Annotated in this window: 17 protein-coding genes, 2 tRNA genes and 2 rRNA genes (1 of these 21 cut by a window edge); 17 read left to right on the top strand and 4 right to left on the bottom strand. The window is 34.4% G+C overall.

Features of this window, described 5'->3' with window-relative positions; genetic code table 11:
• The 4 genes from KQH81_RS15840 to KQH81_RS15825 all read left to right on the top strand — a co-directional run.
• A 23S ribosomal RNA gene (locus tag KQH81_RS15840) occupies positions 1 to 2,439 on the top strand; it begins 465 nt to the left of the window's first position.
• A gap of 132 nt (positions 2,440 to 2,571) precedes the next feature.
• Positions 2,572 to 2,689: ribosomal RNA gene (rrf, locus tag KQH81_RS15835) — 5S ribosomal RNA — on the top strand.
• A 5-nt stretch (positions 2,690 to 2,694) separates the two neighbouring features.
• Positions 2,695 to 2,770: transfer RNA gene (locus KQH81_RS15830), tRNA-Phe, on the top strand.
• Positions 2,771 to 2,776: 6 nt separating this feature from the next.
• Positions 2,777 to 2,850, top strand: a tRNA-Cys gene (locus tag KQH81_RS15825).
• A 35-nt stretch (positions 2,851 to 2,885) separates the two neighbouring features.
• On the opposite strand, the gene KQH81_RS15820 is transcribed toward KQH81_RS15825, so the two are convergent.
• Positions 2,886 to 3,791, bottom strand: coding sequence for a S66 peptidase family protein (locus KQH81_RS15820; RefSeq protein ID WP_230028485.1), 906 nt, complete (start codon positions 3,789 to 3,791; stop codon positions 2,886 to 2,888).
• A gap of 78 nt (positions 3,792 to 3,869) precedes the next feature.
• Positions 3,870 to 4,814, bottom strand: coding sequence for a magnesium transporter CorA family protein (locus KQH81_RS15815; protein WP_027639755.1), 945 nt, complete (start codon positions 4,812 to 4,814; stop codon positions 3,870 to 3,872).
• Positions 4,815 to 5,168: 354 nt separating this feature from the next.
• Here KQH81_RS15815 and KQH81_RS15810 point away from each other — a divergent pair, with 354 nt between their 5' ends.
• A complete protein-coding gene (locus KQH81_RS15810; protein WP_027639754.1) occupies positions 5,169 to 5,675 on the top strand; it encodes a hypothetical protein in 507 nt (168 codons plus the stop codon).
• Here the strand turns inward: KQH81_RS15810 and KQH81_RS15805 are convergent.
• Positions 5,672 to 6,841, bottom strand: coding sequence for a zinc-binding metallopeptidase family protein (locus KQH81_RS15805; RefSeq protein ID WP_074846598.1), 1,170 nt, complete (start codon positions 6,839 to 6,841; stop codon positions 5,672 to 5,674). The genes KQH81_RS15810 and KQH81_RS15805 overlap by 4 nt on opposite strands.
• Before the next feature lie 183 nt (positions 6,842 to 7,024).
• Here KQH81_RS15805 and KQH81_RS15800 point away from each other — a divergent pair, with 183 nt between their 5' ends.
• The 8 genes from KQH81_RS15800 to KQH81_RS15765 all read left to right on the top strand — a co-directional run bounded on the left by KQH81_RS15800 (position 7,025) and on the right by KQH81_RS15765 (position 12,265).
• Positions 7,025 to 7,228 carry a sigma factor G inhibitor Gin gene (locus KQH81_RS15800; protein ID WP_027639752.1) on the top strand — a complete coding sequence of 68 codons (204 nt, stop codon included), beginning with the start codon at positions 7,025 to 7,027 and terminating at the stop codon, positions 7,226 to 7,228.
• 25 nt (positions 7,229 to 7,253) lie between these two features.
• Positions 7,254 to 8,666: an aminotransferase class I/II-fold pyridoxal phosphate-dependent enzyme gene (locus tag KQH81_RS15795; RefSeq protein WP_230028484.1), complete on the top strand. Its 1,413-nt coding sequence runs from the start codon at positions 7,254 to 7,256 to the stop codon at positions 8,664 to 8,666.
• A 160-nt stretch (positions 8,667 to 8,826) separates the two neighbouring features.
• Entirely contained in the window at positions 8,827 to 9,456 is a 630-nt protein-coding gene (gene tmk / locus KQH81_RS15790) for a dTMP kinase (protein WP_230028483.1), read from the top strand.
• A gap of 75 nt (positions 9,457 to 9,531) precedes the next feature.
• Complete coding sequence (locus tag KQH81_RS15785; protein WP_027639749.1) at positions 9,532 to 9,861, top strand: cyclic-di-AMP receptor; 330 nt, start codon at positions 9,532 to 9,534, stop codon at positions 9,859 to 9,861.
• A 20-nt stretch (positions 9,862 to 9,881) separates the two neighbouring features.
• Positions 9,882 to 10,817: a DNA polymerase III subunit delta' gene (locus KQH81_RS15780; RefSeq protein WP_143081366.1), complete on the top strand. Its 936-nt coding sequence runs from the start codon at positions 9,882 to 9,884 to the stop codon at positions 10,815 to 10,817.
• A gap of 1 nt (position 10,818) precedes the next feature.
• A complete protein-coding gene (locus tag KQH81_RS15775) occupies positions 10,819 to 11,724 on the top strand; it encodes a PSP1 domain-containing protein (protein WP_027639747.1) in 906 nt (301 codons plus the stop codon).
• 12 nt (positions 11,725 to 11,736) lie between these two features.
• The gene (locus tag KQH81_RS15770; protein ID WP_027639746.1) at positions 11,737 to 11,940 is read left to right on the top strand and encodes a heavy-metal-associated domain-containing protein; all 204 of its coding nucleotides are present in this window, start codon (positions 11,737 to 11,739) and stop codon (positions 11,938 to 11,940) included.
• Positions 11,941 to 12,094: 154 nt separating this feature from the next.
• Positions 12,095 to 12,265, top strand: coding sequence for a DUF362 domain-containing protein (locus tag KQH81_RS15765; protein WP_027639745.1), 171 nt, complete (start codon positions 12,095 to 12,097; stop codon positions 12,263 to 12,265).
• Between the two features lie 70 nt (positions 12,266 to 12,335).
• On the opposite strand, the gene KQH81_RS15760 is transcribed toward KQH81_RS15765, so the two are convergent.
• Positions 12,336 to 12,974: an MBL fold metallo-hydrolase gene (locus KQH81_RS15760; protein ID WP_027639744.1), complete on the bottom strand. Its 639-nt coding sequence runs from the start codon at positions 12,972 to 12,974 to the stop codon at positions 12,336 to 12,338.
• 212 nt (positions 12,975 to 13,186) lie between these two features.
• Between KQH81_RS15760 and KQH81_RS15755 the strand changes: the two genes are divergently transcribed.
• The 4 genes from KQH81_RS15755 to KQH81_RS15740 are packed head-to-tail and all read left to right on the top strand — an operon-like array spanning position 13,187 to position 17,681.
• On the top strand, positions 13,187 to 13,636 hold the full coding sequence (locus KQH81_RS15755) for a CtsR family transcriptional regulator (RefSeq protein WP_027639743.1): 450 nt from the start codon (positions 13,187 to 13,189) through the stop codon (positions 13,634 to 13,636).
• Positions 13,637 to 13,656: 20 nt separating this feature from the next.
• Positions 13,657 to 14,187 carry a UvrB/UvrC motif-containing protein gene (locus tag KQH81_RS15750; RefSeq protein ID WP_027639742.1) on the top strand — a complete coding sequence of 177 codons (531 nt, stop codon included), beginning with the start codon at positions 13,657 to 13,659 and terminating at the stop codon, positions 14,185 to 14,187.
• The gene (locus tag KQH81_RS15745; protein WP_230028482.1) at positions 14,187 to 15,209 is read left to right on the top strand and encodes a protein arginine kinase; all 1,023 of its coding nucleotides are present in this window, start codon (positions 14,187 to 14,189) and stop codon (positions 15,207 to 15,209) included. The genes KQH81_RS15750 and KQH81_RS15745 overlap by 1 nt, the downstream gene beginning before the upstream one ends.
• 21 nt (positions 15,210 to 15,230) lie before the next feature.
• On the top strand, positions 15,231 to 17,681 hold the full coding sequence (locus KQH81_RS15740; protein ID WP_027639740.1) for an ATP-dependent Clp protease ATP-binding subunit: 2,451 nt from the start codon (positions 15,231 to 15,233) through the stop codon (positions 17,679 to 17,681).
• Positions 17,682 to 17,737: the final 56 nt, after the last annotated feature.

Below are 17,737 nucleotides of genomic sequence, written 5' to 3'. Positions count from 1 at the left end.
AATACTACCTGATGACCGATAGTGAAGCAGTACCGTGAGGGAAAGGTGAAAAGAACCCCGGGAGGGGAGTGAAATAGAACCTGAAACCGTGTGCCTACAACCGGTCAGAGCACTTTATATGTGTGATGACGTGCTTTTTGTAGAACGAGCCAGCGAGTTACGGTATGTAGCGAGGTTAAGGACTTAAGGTCCGGAGCCGAAGGGAAACCGAGTCTTAACAGGGCGAAAAGTTGCATGCTGTAGACCCGAAACCAGGTGACCTATCCATGGTCAGGTTGAAGCGAAGGTAAAACTTCGTGGAGGACCGAACCACGTTGGTGTTGAAAAACCATGGGATGAACTGTGGATAGCGGAGAAATTCCAATCGAACTTGGAGATAGCTGGTTCTCCCCGAAATAGCTTTAGGGCTAGCGTTGAGAATGAGTAGTGGAGGTAGAGCACTGAATGGGCTAGGGGGCATAGAGCTTACTGAACCTTATCAAACTCCGAATGCCACTAACTTGAATCTCGGCAGTCAGACTACGAATGATAAGATCCGTGGTCAAAAGGGAAACAGCCCAGACCATCAGCTAAGGTCCCAAAGTGTAGATTAAGTGGAAAAGGATGTGGGATTTCTAAGACAACTAGGATGTTGGCTTAGAAGCAGCCACTCATTTAAAGAGTGCGTAATAGCTCACTAGTCAAGAGATCCTGCGCCGAAGATGTCCGGGGCTAAAATCTACCACCGAAGCTATGGGTGTACACTAGATGTACGCGGTAGGGGAGCGTCCTATGTTGGAAGAAGTTGTACCGAAAGGAGCAGTGGACGACATAGGAGTGAGAATGCTGGCATAAGTAGCGAGAAGTGAGTGAGAATCTCACTGGCCGAAAACCTAAGGTTTCCTGAGGAAGGCTCGTCCGCTCAGGGTTAGTCGGGACCTAAGCCAAGGCCGAAAGGCGTAGGTGATGGACAATCGGTTGATATTCCGATACCACTATAAGCGTATGACCAATGGGGTGACGCAGGAGGATAAGATGTGCTAACTAATGGATGTTAGTCTAAGCACTTAGACAGTAAAGATAGGCAAATCCGTCTTTATAATGTTGAGGTGTGATGGGGAAGGTGCAAGCACCGAAGTATCTGATTCCACGCTGCCAAGAAAAGCCTCTAGGGAGCAAAGTAGTGCCCGTACCGCAAACCGACACAGGTAGGTGAGGAGAGAATCCTAAGGCCATCGGAAGAATTGCAGTTAAGGAACTCGGCAAATTGACTCCGTAACTTCGGGAGAAGGAGTGCCATAGAAATATGGTCGCAGAGAATAGGCCCAAGCAACTGTTTAGCAAAAACACAGGTCTCTGCTAAAGCGAAAGCTGATGTATAGGGGCTGACGCCTGCCCGGTGCTGGAAGGTTAAGGGGAACACTTAGTTTAGGCGAAGGTGTGAACTTAAGCCCCAGTAAACGGCGGCCGTAACTATAACGGTCCTAAGGTAGCGAAATTCCTTGTCAGGTAAGTTCTGACCCGCACGAATGGCGTAATGACTTGGGCACTGTCTCAACTGCAAATCCGGCGAAATTGTAGTGCCAGTGAAGATGCTGGCTACCCGCGATTGGACGGAAAGACCCCGTAGAGCTTTACTGCAATTTAGCATTGAGTTCCGGTATTGTCTGTACAGGATAGGTGGGAGGCTGAGAAATAGGATCGTCAGGTCCTATGGAGCCACCCTTGGGATACCACCCTGACAGTACTGGGATTCTAACCGGGCACCATGAAGCTGGTGACGGGACATTGTTAGGTGGGCAGTTTGACTGGGGCGGTCGCCTCCAAAAAAGTAACGGAGGCGCCCAAAGGTTCCCTCAGAAGGGTCGGAAATCCTTCGAAGAGTGCAAAGGCAGAAGGGAGCCTGACTGCGAGACCAACAAGTCGAGCAGGGACGAAAGTCGGGCTTAGTGATCCGGTGGTACCTCGTGGGAGGGCCATCGCTCAACGGATAAAAGCTACCTCGGGGATAACAGGCTGATCTCCCCCAAGAGTCCACATCGACGGGGAGGTTTGGCACCTCGATGTCGGCTCGTCGCATCCTGGGGCTGAAGTAGGTCCCAAGGGTTGGGCTGTTCGCCCATTAAAGCGGCACGCGAGCTGGGTTCAGAACGTCGTGAGACAGTTCGGTCCCTATCCGTCGCGGGCGTAGGAAATTTGAGAGGAGCTGTCCTTAGTACGAGAGGACCGGGATGGACTGACCTCTGGTGCACCAGTTGTTCCGCCAGGAGCATAGCTGGGTAGCTAAGTCGGGAAGGGATAAACGCTGAAAGCATCTAAGCGTGAAGCCCCCCTCAAGATGAGATTTCCCATAACGTAAGTTAGTAAGACCTCTTGAAGAACACAAGGTAGATAGGTGAGAGGTGTAAGTGCAGCAATGTATTCAGCTGACTCATACTAATAGGTCGAGGACTTAATCAAAGATACAAAGATAGAAAAGAAAATCTGTGTGCAATTTTGAAAGAATAATTAAGTTCTTTCAAAGGAAACTTACTCACTGAAGTGAGGAGTACAGTTTTTCAGCTAAATCGAAGATTTAGGAAAAACTAAGCATCTGGTGATGATGCGTAATTTGGTAATACCCGTTCCCATTCCGAACACGAAGGTCAAGCAAATTACGGCTGATGGTACTGCAGGGGAGGCTCTGTGGGAGAGTAGGTGGTCGCCAGGTCATATGGCTGGATAGCTCAGTCGGTAGAGCAGAGGACTGAAAATCCTCGTGTCCCTGGTTCGATTCCTGGTCCAGCCACCAAAGTGTGGCGCTATAGCCAAGTGGTAAGGTACGGGTCTGCAACACCCTCATCCCCGGTTCAAATCCGGGTGGCGCCTCCATAAAAAGAGTTAGTAGAATTTCTACTAACTCTTTTTTATTTTACTATAGGTTCCAATATTTCAATTACATGTCCACTTATGTCTAAAGTTGCTTTAGCACCTATAGGCAGAGTAAGGTTAGGGGTATTGTGTCCACACATAAAGTTATATATTACAGGTTTATTTAAAGAAAATATATAATGCTCTAATACACATTCTAATGAAAGCTCTTTACCATTAGAGCAATCTTTAAATTGACCCAAAATGAAACCAGCACATTGCTGTAGTTTGTTAGATAAGGTCAATTGGCATAACATTCTATCTATAGAATAAGGCTCCTCACTTATTTCTTCAATAAACAGAATTTTATCCTTAAAGTTAATTTCGTAAGGGGTACCTATGGTAGCACATATAAGAGAAAGATTACCTCCTACGATAATACCAGATACAGATTTTGAACCATAAGACTTTAATTGAGTATTATCAGGATTTTTTATAGAAAAAGGTTTATCACCATTCATGAGAGTATCTAAAAGACTCTTTAAAGTATCATCTTTTAATTCACTATTAGCCATAGGACCATGAAAGGTAATAAGGTTATTTTTTCTGTATACATGGTTTAAAAGAGTAGTTATATCACTATATCCTATAAAAATTTTTGGATTACTTTTTAAAAGATTAAAATTTACATAAGGTAGCATTCTCATAGTTCCATATCCACCTCTATAGCACATGATTGCATCGATGGAAGGATCTTGAAAGGCTGAATTGATATCAAATGCTCTATTTATATCTTTACCTGCTAGATATCCATATTTATCATATACATGTTCACCAATTTTTACATTAAAACCTAAAGATTTTAAAAGTTCTATTTTAGAAGTTATTTTTTCCTTTTCATCGCCACTTGCTGGACAAATTACGCCTATTGTATCACCAAATTTTAATTTTTTAGCTAACATAAATGACCTCCTTTTTAAATTTAATTTAACAAAAAAAGAGTAGTAATCATTAGATTAGTACTCTTTTGTAAATTTAAATTAAAACATATCCATTTTATTTAGGAATATAGTTACAAGTATACAAAGTATAGTTATCCCACCAAGAATAATCGCAAAGCCATTTCCAGTTCCAGATAACGGTATACCGCTCACATTCATACCAAACAAGCCGGATACCATGTTTGGTATAGACATAACTATTGTTACTGAAGCAAGAACTTTCATTACGATATTTAAGTTATTAGCAATTACAGATGCAAAAGCGTCCATAGTTCCTGAAAGTATATCACTATATATATTAGCCATTTCAATAGCCTGTTTATTTTCAATTATAACATCTTCTAGTACATCATTGTCCTCAGGATATCTTTGCATTAAATCCATTTTAAGCATCTTCTCAAGAGTAATCTCATTGGATTTCAGGGACGTTGAGAAATAAACAAGAGATTTTTCTAAAGAAAGCATTTGAATTAATTCTTTATTTTTCATAGATTTGTGAAGTTTCTTTTCTATCATTAAGCTCTTCTTGTCTATTTGTCTTAGGTATAGCAAATAATAAGTAGCAACTCTGCTTAGAATCTGTAGTATGAATCTAGAACGTTTAAATGTATAAAAGGAACGAATTTTCCCATCTATAAAATCAGTAATAATTTTACTGTTTTTTAGGCATACTGTAATTATATTTTTTTCGGTATGAATTATTGCTAATGGATATGTATCATAAGTTAAAGAGTTATCTTCCATTTCTGTAAAAGGGATATCTACAATAACAAGCACATTAGATCCATCTTGTTCTATACGAGATGTTTCTTCATCATCTAATGGGGATCTTAAAAATTCCATTGATACTCCAGTTTTTTTAGAAAGAAGAATTATTTCTTCGTCAGAAGGAGCCGTAACATTTATCCAACATCCAGGTTCAATATTATCTAAATTCTCTAGAGTATTATCAACTTCACTTTTACTTTTATAAATTGAAATCAACTTTACTACCTCCTTTGAAAGTCTTATTATATTATATACTATCCAATTAATTTTGGATATAACAGTTTTACTAGAAAAAAACAGTTGATTGAAGGATAGATGAAATATATAATGAGTATATTATTATCCTATGTCTTTTCTGTTAACAAAATATTAATGAAAAACAGAGCATGGACAAGCTAATTAGATTACCATGAGCCATTAAAGAGATAAATTAGTATTTAAGGTCAAATCACGATAATTTGAGTATTAAACAAGTCTAGGTGCTATAGATTTAATTATAAAGCCCTAGTATAATCACTATGTATCAATGAATACTTATATATGCAAAAGGAGTATATGGGGGAGCAAATTATGAATACTATGTACAAAGAAGTTGTAGGAAGAAGAATGACTCCAGTTATAGTGGGGAGTTTCGTCTTAATAACAATAATGATAAATTTATCAAACACAATAGAAAATGTTAAGATTTTTGATTATAAAATAGGGGGAATAACAAATCCGCTATTGTTAATCTTTACCATATCTGTGATTGGAATAGAATTCTTCAAGTGCAATGTGAAGTATAAGTATTCCATTATAGCAGGTGAACTTATAATATACAGAATGAATAATAAATACCAAGAAATAATAGAGAACATCAAGCTAGAAAATATAGTGTATATAGGAAGAAGAAAAGAATGCAAAAGAAAGATAAGTGTACTATCAAGTAAAAAATGTTTATGCACTTTATTGCATTTTGATAAAGCATGCTGTATATATAAAGATGGAGACAATTATAAGGAAGTATATTTTGATCCAAGCGAGAGATTGCTTGCAAAATTAAAAAAGATATCAAAAAATAACCAGGCTGCGGCCTAGTTATTTTTTTTGTTTATACATGCAACTTCTGCTTTAGCTTCGGTTAATAGAACTTGATTTTCTACTAAGTCTATAGCCGTTAAGGCAAGTGCCTTTGCAGCAGTAATAACCACTTCATTTCCATGCTCACTTATAGTTTGTGCAGCAAAGTCAGAGGTTCCATAAGATATATGTCTGTCATCTATTATAGATACATAAGGATGAATTGTAGGACATATATGGCTTACATCACCTAAGCTGATTCCGGCATATATATCACGAGGTGGTTTTATATCTATTATCCCATGTTCTTTTAAATTATGGGCAAATAAACGAGACATTGTCTTGTTAGTTAAGAGATTTTCATAAGGCATCTCATAAATTGAAATATCACATTTCATGTTCATAAGCGTACTTACCGTTGAAGATATTAATTTTATTTTCTCTTTTATATTTTCTGCATCCTTCATTGTTTTTGCTCTAATGTAAAATTTACCTTCACAATTACTAGGAACAATAAGTGGAGATACGCCACCTTGAGACAATATGCCATTTACAGAGACTTCATCTTTAAAGTTTTTATCTATGGAGTTTATTATATTAAAAGTGAGCACCATAGCATCTAAAGGTGAATAATTATGTTTATTCATAAAACTCAATAAAGAGCTGTCATAACTGTATTTAATCAATAGAGGAAGTATTGCTGAGGATGTTCCACTTTCACTGGTTGCTACATCAGGGTGAGCCATGAGGACGGCATCTATATCCTCAAAAACATTTTGCCTGCACATAGTAACAGTAGCACCACCTAAATATTCGCCTGGACATCCTAAAACTACTATAGTACCTTCAAAATCATCTATTATTTTGGAAATACCTAAAGCAGCACCTATAGAGATTGCGCTGATGGCATTATGACCTGTAATATGACCTTCATTGGGAATAGCATCATATTCACATATGAAACAGATTTTTGGATAACCGTTTCCTATTGATGCATAGAAGCTTGTATCAATATCTAAAAACTTTTCTTTAACTGTAAAACCGTGAGATTTAAGTAAATTTATTAAGTAACTACATGCCTTCACTTCTTTGTAACTTTCCTCTGGATTTGAATAAAGATATTTGGATATATTTAAAATTTCATCCTTTAAGCTTTCAATATAACTTATGGCTTGAGTTTTCATATTGAAACCTCCTTATAGTAATAATCAGAAGTAGTTTAACCATAATAGACAAATTATATTTATTATAAAAATTTTAAAAATAAAACTGTGGACACAATAAGTTTTATAAGTTTTATGAATACAATATAGTATAAGGGGCAAGAATTGAAATAGTTTAAGAAATAATAAGGAGGCTCGACATAAATGTCAAAGTGCAACTGTATATTATGCAGAAAACCCCTAAATGATGGTATAATAATAAACGGTAGAGGCATATGTGCATCTTGTGAGAGTAAGATGATAAACCTTACAGCGAATAATGATTTTTATGAGTATTACAAAGAGTGCATAAAAAAGTATATTGCAGAAGATTTTCTAAAAGAGGATTGCAAATCGTGTAAAATTTAAGCTTCTTCCGGAAGGAGTTCGATTTTTGAATACGCCATTGATAGACGCAGTAGTTAACTATATAAAAGAAAATAATACACCATTTTCTATGCCAGGTCATAAGAATGGAAAGGCATTTGATTTCTATACTCAAGGTTTAGAGTTTTCAAAGCTTATGCTTCAAGGAGATTTGACAGAAGTAGACGGATTGGATAATCTTCACAAACCTGAAGGCCCTATAAAAGAATCTTTAGAGTTATTGGCAGAAGCATACAAAGCAAAGAAATCATATTTTTTAGTAAACGGTAGTACAAGCGGTAATTTAACCATGATATTTTCCGCATTCAATGAGGGAGATAAAATTTTAGTAGATAGAGGATGTCATAAGTCTATTTTTAATGGAATGATAATGAGAAAGCTTAATCCTATATACATGAAGACACATATAAGCAGAGAGCTTAACATGCCTCTTTCCATTAAGTTATCTGATTTAAAGGTTGCGTTAAAAGACAAAGAGATAAAAGGCATAGTGCTTACTTATCCTACTTATTATGGAGTTACCTATGACATAAAATCTATTATAAACTTGTGTAAGAAAAATGGGTTAAAGGTGCTCATAGACTGTGCACATGGAGCACACTTTGGATTCAATGATAAGCTACCAATGAATCCTATAGAACTTGGAGCTGATATGGCAGTAATGAGTGCTCATAAAACTCTTCCAAGTTTAACTCAGACCGCATATCTTCATCTGGGAGATGATTCTTACAAAGAAAAAGTTGATTTCTATGTTGGAGCTTTTTCAACAACAAGTCCATCATATATGTTTATGATGAGTTTGGAGTATGCAAGGGCTTACACAGAAGACAATGGCATAGCAGGATATGATAAGCTTATAGATATGTGTGAAGAGCTAAAGGAAAAATTAAAGGGTCATAGTATCTTTAAAATAGTTGAAGATAAAGATTTAGATGAAGGTTTTCATATAGATCCAACTAGAATTATAATCAATTGTGCAAGAGGATATAGTGGACACAAAACCTTGGAATATTTGAGAACACAGGGAATACAGGCTGAAATGAGTGATAACAGTAATGTCATATTAATTCCATCTCTTTTTTCTACAGAAGATGATTTTAAAAAGGTATATGAATCTTTAATTAAATGCGACTTACAATTAATAAGAAGGAATGAACCTATTATTAAAGAAAGCGTAGATATAAAAACTGTAATGAAACCTTATGAAGCAATAGACATGCTGAAGACAGATGTTGATTTCACTAAAGCAGCTGGAAAAATAGCAGGAGAGAATATAACACCTTATCCTCCAGGAATACCTCTTGTGATGATGGGTGAAAAGATAAATAAAGAGGTTATAGAACTTATAAAGTACTACAAAGAGAGTAGAGTAACAGTTCTAGGCTTAAACGATAATCTTATAAAGATTTTAAAATTATAGAGAGTAAAAGGAGTATTGAAATTTGAGGTAGACTGAAGGCTTTAGGAAGAAGTTAACAGCTTTGGGTAGTACTTCGAAACTTAATACTCCTTTTTTTTATACAGAATAGAGTAAGAATATGATAAAATAGAATAAGCTTATGACATGGGAGGGATAACTTTTGAAGAAAGGTTTATTTATAGTATTTGAAGGCCCAGATGGAGCTGGAAAGACAACTATATTAGAAAAGGTACATAATGAGCTGAAGTCTAGGGGAATAAAATGTATATCAACTAGAGAGCCTGGCGGGATAGTTATATCTGAGAAGATAAGAAACATAATTTTAGATAAAGAGAATACTGCAATGGATGGTAGAACAGAAGCTTTATTGTATGCTGCAGCAAGAAGGCAGCATCTAGTAGAGAAAGTTATACCGGCATTAGAAGAAGGAACTATGGTTTTATGCGATAGATTTGTGCTGTCTTCTCTTGCTTATCAAGGATTTGCAAGAGGCATAGGAATAGATGAGGTTATGTCAATAAATGAATTCGCAATAGATGGATACATGCCTGATATGACTATATATTTTGATATAAATCCTGAAGCAGCTATGAAAAGGATAATGGCAAACTCAGAGAGAGAGATTAATAGACTTGATTTAGAAAGTATTAACTTTCATAATAAGGTTCAAGAGGGATATAAAAAGATTATAAGTTCATATGGATATAACATAAAAGAGGTAAACGGCGAAAAGTCCGTTGATGAAGTGTATAAAGCTGCAATTAGTATAATAGATGATATTTTAAAGTAATTTATTAAATTTTATAACTATTGAAATTAATTATATTATGGTAAAATATAATTAAAAACCATTGGAGGTGCTATTATGAAGCTTATAATTGCTATAGTCCAAGATGATGATGCAATAGATCTAATTGACGAACTAACAGAAAACGGATATAGAGTTACTAAACTCGCTACTACTGGAGGATTTCTAAAATCAGGGAACACTACACTTATGATAGGAGTAGATGATGAACAAGTAGATGCTGTTTTAAAGATAATAGAAGAAACAAGCAGAACAAGAGAGCAAATTGTCACAACTCCATCACCTATCGCTGGAACTACAGGAGTTTATGTACCATATCCAGTAGAAGTTCAAGTAGGTGGAGCAACAGTATTTGTAGTACCTGTAGATAAATTTATGAAATTATAAATTGAATGGAGGGGTGAACTTTGATTAATATAATAGGACATCAAGGAATAAGAGAAACTTTAAATAAATCTGTTATCAAGGACACCCTTTCGCATGGTCATCTTATAGTTGGAGAAGATGGCGTAGGAAAGAGCTTAGTAGCTAAAGAATTAGCTATGAATATCTTAAACAAGACAATTGATAAAGATTATGCAGATATAATAGATTTCAGATGCACAGGTAAATCCATTGGAGTGGATGATATTAGAAATATTATCGAAGAAATAAACAAAAAGCCATTTGAAGAAGATAAAAAAGTAATAATATTACATAATGGTGATGATATAACAGTTCAAGGTCAAAATGCCTTTTTAAAAACTATTGAAGAACCTCCAAAAGGAGTTTATATCATCATACTATGTGAAAGCGATAAAGGTATACTGGATACGATAAAATCTAGATGCCAAATACACAAGCTAAATTCACTTACGGATGAAGAAATGAAAACTTACATAAAGAATAAGTTTTCATCTATAGATGATGCCACTATGAGGACATTATTAGCATTTAGCGAGGGTATTCCAGGAAGAGTAGATAATTATATGACAAATAAGTCATTTAAGGATATACGAGAGTTGACTTTGAGAATTTTAATGGATATAAATTCTAGAGATACAAATGTGGTTGTAAATTACTCAAAAGAGATTAATGAGAAATATAAAAACTTCTTTAAAGATATATTAAATGTTATACTATTTTACGTAAGAGATATTATAGTATATAAAGAACTTGGTGATGAAAAATACATTTTAAATCAAGATATAACAGAGTCAATAAAAAAATTATCTCTTAATATGTCATTTAATAAATTAAATGCTATCGTTAGAGTTATAAATGAAACAAGAAATAATTTAGATAGAAATGTAAATGCAGTAATGACTTTTGATGTTATGCTGATGAACATGCTGGAGGGCTAATATGGTAAAAGTTGTAGGAGTACGTTTTAAAAAAGCAGGAAAAGTATACTATTTCGATCCAACAAATTTAAAGATAGATAAGGGCACTTATGTTATTGTTGAAACCGCTAGAGGAGTGGAGTTCGGCGAATGTGTAATTGGAGAGAAAGAAGTATCAGAAGAGGATATAGTATCTCCTCTTAAAAATGTTTTAAGGATAGCTGATGAAACTGATATTGTAAAGCATGAACAAAATAAAGCAAAGGAAAAAGATGCCTTTGAAATATGCTTAGGGAAAATAGAGCAACATAAGCTTACTATGAAGCTTATCGATGTAGAGTATACATTTGATAATAATAAGGTTATTTTCTACTTTACGGCTGATGGAAGAGTTGACTTTAGAGAGCTTGTAAAAGATTTAGCGACTATATTTAAAACTAGAATTGAACTTAGGCAAATAGGAGTAAGAGATGAAGCCAAAATGATAGGAGGACTTGGGCCTTGCGGAAGACCACTTTGTTGTTCTGCTTTCCTTGGAGATTTTGCTTCAGTTTCTATAAAGATGGCAAAGGAACAGAGCCTATCTTTAAATCCTACTAAGATTTCAGGAATATGTGGAAGACTTATGTGTTGTTTAAATTATGAGCAACAAACATACGAAGAGATAAGAAAGAGACTTCCAAAGGCTGGCGCTGTAGTGAAGACCGAACTTGGAAAAGGAGAAGTTGTAAGCAACAGCGTAGTGAAAGAAACTGTAAAAGTTAAGCTTAAGATAAATAATGAAGAGGTTATGGAGAACTTTAAGATAACAGATGTAGAACTTGTATCTGGAAGCTACGAAGGAATCTTGAATGATGATGAGATTAAAATAGATGTAGAAAACAAAGAAGATGCAATGGACATAAAAAATTTGCTTAAAGATAAATAAGGAGGATATCTCATGAAATCTTCATTGGAAATTTGTAATATGAATACAATTGATGATGTAAATAAAGTTAGAAAAGCTATAGCTAGTAATGAAGGAGTTATAGCCTGTGAGATAAGCAGAGAGAAAAAAGAAGTAAGTATAATATTTGACGATTATTTTGTAAATATAGATGACATCATAGAATCTATAGAAAATCTAGGATATACGGTGCTTTAGTGAAAAATGATGATATAAATGTAGTAAGTTGTAATTACAAGATACTATACAATGGCTAAAAATTCAAAATTAACTTTGAAAATATAAAAAAACGTGTTAAAATAAAACTGGACAATAACTTGTCCAGTTTTATAATTTTAGGAGGTGTTTTTTAATGGCATACAAAATAACAGACGCTTGTGTATCATGCGGAGCTTGTGCATCTGAGTGCCCAGTTAACGCTATAAGCCAAGGAGATTCTATATTTGTAATAGATGCAGACACATGTATCGATTGTGGAAATTGTGCAAATGTTTGTCCAGTAGGAGCTCCAGTACAAGAGTAATAAAACATATAAAGAACTATCTTACATTTTGTGAGATGGTTCTTTTTATTTTACATAAATATAATCATAGTCATTGAAGTGGAGGCATTACAAAAACTGCATTTATGCAATCAGGCATGAAATTTAAACTCAAAGAAGAGTCAGATAGTCTTTCACCATTTTTCATATCAAATATAAAATCCTCTGCGCCCTTGATGTCAAAACCATCCTTCATAAATTTATAGTGCATAGGAATTATAACTTTAGGACTTATCATATTACATAATGTACAAGCTTCTTTTGAATCGAGAGTAAAGTTTCCGCCAACAGGAATTAGTAGAATATCTAAATCTTTTAAAGAACATAGTGTTTCTTTATCTGGAATATGTCCTAAGTCACCTAAATGACATATCTTAAATCCATCGAATTCATATAAAAATATTATATTCTCTCCCCGCTTTAGTCCATTTATATTGTCATGAAAGCTTGGAAGTCCGCTTATACGAAGATCCTTATCTTCATAAGTACCAACAGCATCTATGATTTTTATATTTTCTTTGAAAGGTTCAGTGTAATTATGATTAGAATGACAATGGCTTACAGTAATCAAATTTACAGTTCCTATAAGATTTTTTTCTATAGCAGCACATTTAAAAGGATCTATAAGTATCTTTCTTCCCATGGCAGTTTGTAAAATAAATGACGAGTGTCCCAAATATATTATTTTCATTAAAAAATTACCTCCATAAATTAGCTATAAGCATTTTATATTATAACCATATATTTAAATGTAATTCTAAGAAAATGAGAGAAACTGAATAATATTTTAGGTAAATTACCCATAATCATAGAAAGAAGAATTTTTTAACTATTGAAATAAAGGAGGGAAAATAATAATATTTAATAAAGGTCAAAGAAAGTCAAAATAAAAGGAGAATGGATATGGCTAGATTATCAGATATAATAGAAGAATTTATAAAGGAAATGCTAGAAGAAAGTGGAGATATGGTTCAGATACAAAGAAATGAACTAGCAAATCATTTTAGCTGTGCTCCATCTCAAATCAATTACGTATTAACTACTAGGTTTACAACTGATAGAGGATATATTATAGAGAGTAGAAGAGGGGGAGGCGGATGTATCGTTATCAGACAAATCCCTTATGACAATAAAGATGAGCTTATAAATGTTCTTCAAGAAAAAATAGGAAACAGTATTACTTACAATGGAGCTTTAACTATAATAGAAGGACTTTTAGAATCAAAATTTATTACGGTAAGAGAGGCTGCACTTATGAAACTGGCGGCTAATGACAGAACTTTAAACTATACTGAAGAGAAAAATAAACTGAGAGCAGATATATTAAAGGCTATGATAATGATAATTGGATAGATGTAAAAGGAGGAGATAATATGTTATGCGATAAGTGTAATAAAAACAAAGCTACTATTCATATTGTGAAAATAGTTAATGGTGCAAAGCAGGAAATGAATTTGTGTGAATCCTGTGCAAAGCAGCAAGATGATATAGGATTTTATGGTATGGGGAATATGAGCACTCCATTATATTTTCAAAATCTTTTGAGCGGTCTTATGGATTACATGAAACCATCTCAAGAAAGCATAGCATTAAAAGAGCAGGTATGTGAATATTGTGGGATGACTTATAATGATTTTAAGGAAAAGAGCCTTTTAGGTTGTGAGAAATGCTATGAAACTTTTGCACCTATGGTAAATCCAGTTATAAAAAGAGTGCAAAGGGCAAATGAGCATATAGGTAAGGTGCCTCATAATGGTGGTAAAGAGCTTATAGAGAAAAGAACGTTACTCAAATTAAAAGAAGACCTTCAAAAGGCTATATTAGAAGAGGAATATGAAGAGGCTGCCGTAATTAGAGATAAGATTAAAGAAATTCAAGAGAGAAATAGGGAGGGAGAAAAGTAATGAAAAACTGGATAGAAAATAACGATGATAAAACCATCATTCTAAGCAGTAGAGTAAGACTTGCAAGAAATATAAAAGATAAGCCCTTTCCTAATAGATTGAATAAAGATGAAGCAAAAGAAATAATTAAATCCGTAGAAGATGCTTTCTATACTTCTGATGAAATAAAAGAGGAATTTAGAACTATATACCTTTGGGAAAGAAACAATAATGAAAATGTAAGCTTTCTAGAAAAGCATCTAATAAGCAGTAATCTTCTAAATTCAAAAGATAAGTCAGCTTTCATATGTAAAAATGATGAAACAGTAAGCATAATGATAAATGAAGAGGATCATATAAGAATGCAGTGCATATATGGAGGAATGGCTATAAGGAAGGCTTATGAAGAAATTAACTCTATAGATGATAAGCTTGAAGAAAGCCTAGAGTTTCCTTTTGATGAGAAGTTAGGTTATATTACAGCATGTCCTACAAATTTAGGAACTGGAATGAGGGCTTCTGTGATGCTGCATCTTCCAGCACTAGCTTCAAATAATCAAATTCCAGGAATAATTAATGCTCTAACTCAGGTTGGAATGACGATAAGAGGGCTCTATGGAGAAGGATCAAAGGGATATGGAGACATTTATCAGATATCAAATCAAATAACACTTGGAGTAAGCGAAGAAGATATCATAAATAATATTGAAGCTATAACATCTCAATTAGTAAATCAAGAGTTAGAACTTAGAGAAAAGATGACGGACCAATATAAAACTGAATTAGAAGATAAGATATGCAGATCATTAGGAATATTAAAGACAGCAAGAATTTTAAGTACTCAAGAGGCATTAAATTTGTTATCTAATGTTAGAATGGGGAAAGAAATGGGAATAATAGAAGATGGCGGCATAGAAATGAACAAAATACTTGTAAATGTTCAGCCTGCCACATTGCAATTATCTTATGGAAAAGAATTATCACCTAAAGAGCGTGATATTGAAAGAGCACGACTAGTTAGGAAAAGTCTAGGGCAAATGTAAACACATAGGAGGTGGAGTGTTATGTTTGAAAAGTTTACTGAAAGAGCTCAAAAAGTAGTGATGTATGCTCAAGAAGAAGCAATAGAGTTACGACATGGGTATATAGGTACAGAGCATATATTGCTTGGAATATTAGAGGAGAATGGATTAAGTAAAAATTTATTAAATAAGAAAAATGTGACATTAGAAATTGTAAAAGAATTGATACTACAATATGAAGGACAGGGGGATTTTGGCATTGATCAAAATCAAATCCCTTTAACTCCAAGAACAAAGAGAATTTTGGATTTAAGTCTTGTTGAAGCTAGAAATTTAAATCAAAATTATGTTACTCCGGAGCACATACTTCTTGCTATAACAAGGGAATCAGATGGGGTAGCCTATACTATCTTGACTAATATAGGTGTCAATATGGATTCTTTAAGACAAGAACTTTTATCAAGTTTTTCAAATCAAGGAAATGGAAAGACAACTAGAGATAATGTAAATAAGCATGTAAATACACCAACTTTAAATCAATATGGGAGAGACTTAACGGACCTAGCTAGAGAAGGAAAACTTGACCCAATCATAGGAAGGGACTCAGAAACACAGAGAGTTCTAGAAATCCTCTGCAGGAGAACTAAGAATAACCCATGTTTTATAGGAGATCCAGGTGTAGGCAAGACAGCTATAGTAGAAGGATTAGCGGAGAAGATAGTAGAAGGAAATATACCTGAGATTCTAGCAAGCAAAAGGGTTGTAACCTTAGATATATCATCACTTCTTGCTGGTTCAAAGTATAGAGGTGAATTTGAAGAGAGACTAAAGAAGGTTATGGAGGAAATCCGCAAGGCTGGAGACATAATTTTATTCATTGATGAGATACACACAATAGTAGGAGCAGGAGGTGCAGAGGGAGCAATTGATGCTTCTAATATTTTAAAGCCAGCATTAGCTAGAGGAGAAATTCAATGTATAGGTGCTACTACAATAGATGAATATAGAAAATATATAGAAAAGGATGCCGCTCTAGAAAGGCGTTTTCAACCGGTAATGGTAGTAGAACCTACAAAGGAAGAAACATTGCAGATTCTTAAAGGGGTAAGAGATAAGTATGAAGCTCATCATGGAGTTAAGATAACAGATGAAGCTTTAGAAGCATCAATAACTCTTTCAGATAGATATATAACTGACAGATATCTACCGGATAAAGCAATAGATCTTATGGATGAAGCTGCAGCCAAGATTAGAATAGAAAACCTTACAACACCTCCAGATTTGAAAATGTTAGAGGAGGCTCTAAATAAGGTTGAAAAAGAAAAGGAAGATGCTATAAACCTTCAAGACTTTGAAAAAGCAGCCTCACTAAGAGACAATGAAAGAGAGATAAAGAATAAAATAGAGGCATGCAAGATTAATTGGAAGTCAGAAGCTAATATAAGAACAAAAGTAGTTGGAGAAAGAGAAATAGCATCAGTAGTTTCAAGATGGACTAAGGTTCCCGTAGAAAAACTTACAGAAACGGAATCAGAAAGACTACTAAATCTTGAGAATATACTTCATGGAAGAGTTATAGGTCAAGATGAAGCAGTCAGAGCTATATCAAAAGCAGTAAGACGTGCTAGGGTAGGATTAAAGGACCCTAATAGGCCAATAGGATCATTTATATTCTTAGGACCAACAGGAGTAGGAAAAACTGAGTTAAGTAAAGCATTAGCAGAAGCTATGTTTGGAAATGAAAACAGTATGATAAGAATCGATATGTCTGAATACATGGAGAAACACTCAGTGTCTAGACTTATAGGTTCACCTCCAGGATATGTGGGATTTGATGAAGGTGGTCAACTTACTGAAAAGGTAAGACGTAATCCATACTCAGTAATTCTATTTGATGAAATAGAAAAGGCGCATCCAGAAGTATTTAATATATTACTTCAAATATTAGAGGATGGAAGGCTTACTGATGGAAAAGGAAAGACTGTAAACTTTAAAAATACAATTATAATAATGACATCTAATGCTGGAGCTAATACTCTTAAAAAGCAAAAAACTTTAGGATTTGCTACTGATGATTTTGAACAAGACAGTGAATACGAAAAGATGAAGGAAAATATTATGGAAGAACTTAAGAGAAGCTTCAGACCAGAATTCTTAAACAGGATAGATGATATAATAGTGTTCCATGAAATAAAAGAAGAAGACTTATCTAAGATAGTTAAGCTTATGCTTCACTCTGTAACAGAAAGGCTTCAAACACAGGAAATATATCTAAACTTTAATGAAGATGTTACAAAGCATCTTGCGAAAAAAGGATTTGATCCTGTATATGGAGCTAGACCACTCAGAAGAGCTATAACAAAAGCTGTAGAAGATAAATTGAGTGAGGAAATCCTAAAAGGAAATATACAAAGAGGAGACTCTGTGAATATCACATTGAAGGACAATGACCTTGAATTCACTAAGACAGATACTCAAAATGATATATTATAATTAATAAAAAATCCTCATACTTTTGATTGAATTAAAATCATAGGTATGGGGATTTT

Source organism: Clostridium cadaveris (assembly GCF_020911725.1).
Lineage (GTDB): Bacteria > Bacillota > Clostridia > Clostridiales > Clostridiaceae > Clostridium_X > Clostridium_X cadaveris.
This window is presented reverse-complemented; position numbering and strand designations above follow the sequence as displayed.

Coding starts and splice junctions, on each gene's coding strand:
- KQH81_RS15745 (WP_230028482.1), top strand. CDS start 14,187: ATGAAAAACTGGATAGAAAATAACGATGATAAAACCATCATTCTAAGC.
- KQH81_RS15820 (WP_230028485.1), bottom strand. CDS start 3,791: ATGTTAGCTAAAAAATTAAAATTTGGTGATACAATAGGCGTAATTTGT.
- KQH81_RS15805 (WP_074846598.1), bottom strand. CDS start 6,841: ATGAAAACTCAAGCCATAAGTTATATTGAAAGCTTAAAGGATGAAATT.
- KQH81_RS15750 (WP_027639742.1), top strand. CDS start 13,657: ATGTTATGCGATAAGTGTAATAAAAACAAAGCTACTATTCATATTGTG.
- KQH81_RS15800 (WP_027639752.1), top strand. CDS start 7,025: ATGTCAAAGTGCAACTGTATATTATGCAGAAAACCCCTAAATGATGGT.
- KQH81_RS15770 (WP_027639746.1), top strand. CDS start 11,737: ATGAAATCTTCATTGGAAATTTGTAATATGAATACAATTGATGATGTA.
- KQH81_RS15740 (WP_027639740.1), top strand. CDS start 15,231: ATGTTTGAAAAGTTTACTGAAAGAGCTCAAAAAGTAGTGATGTATGCT.
- KQH81_RS15760 (WP_027639744.1), bottom strand. CDS start 12,974: ATGAAAATAATATATTTGGGACACTCGTCATTTATTTTACAAACTGCC.
- KQH81_RS15765 (WP_027639745.1), top strand. CDS start 12,095: ATGGCATACAAAATAACAGACGCTTGTGTATCATGCGGAGCTTGTGCA.
- KQH81_RS15810 (WP_027639754.1), top strand. CDS start 5,169: ATGAATACTATGTACAAAGAAGTTGTAGGAAGAAGAATGACTCCAGTT.
- KQH81_RS15785 (WP_027639749.1), top strand. CDS start 9,532: ATGAAGCTTATAATTGCTATAGTCCAAGATGATGATGCAATAGATCTA.
- KQH81_RS15775 (WP_027639747.1), top strand. CDS start 10,819: ATGGTAAAAGTTGTAGGAGTACGTTTTAAAAAAGCAGGAAAAGTATAC.
- KQH81_RS15755 (WP_027639743.1), top strand. CDS start 13,187: ATGGCTAGATTATCAGATATAATAGAAGAATTTATAAAGGAAATGCTA.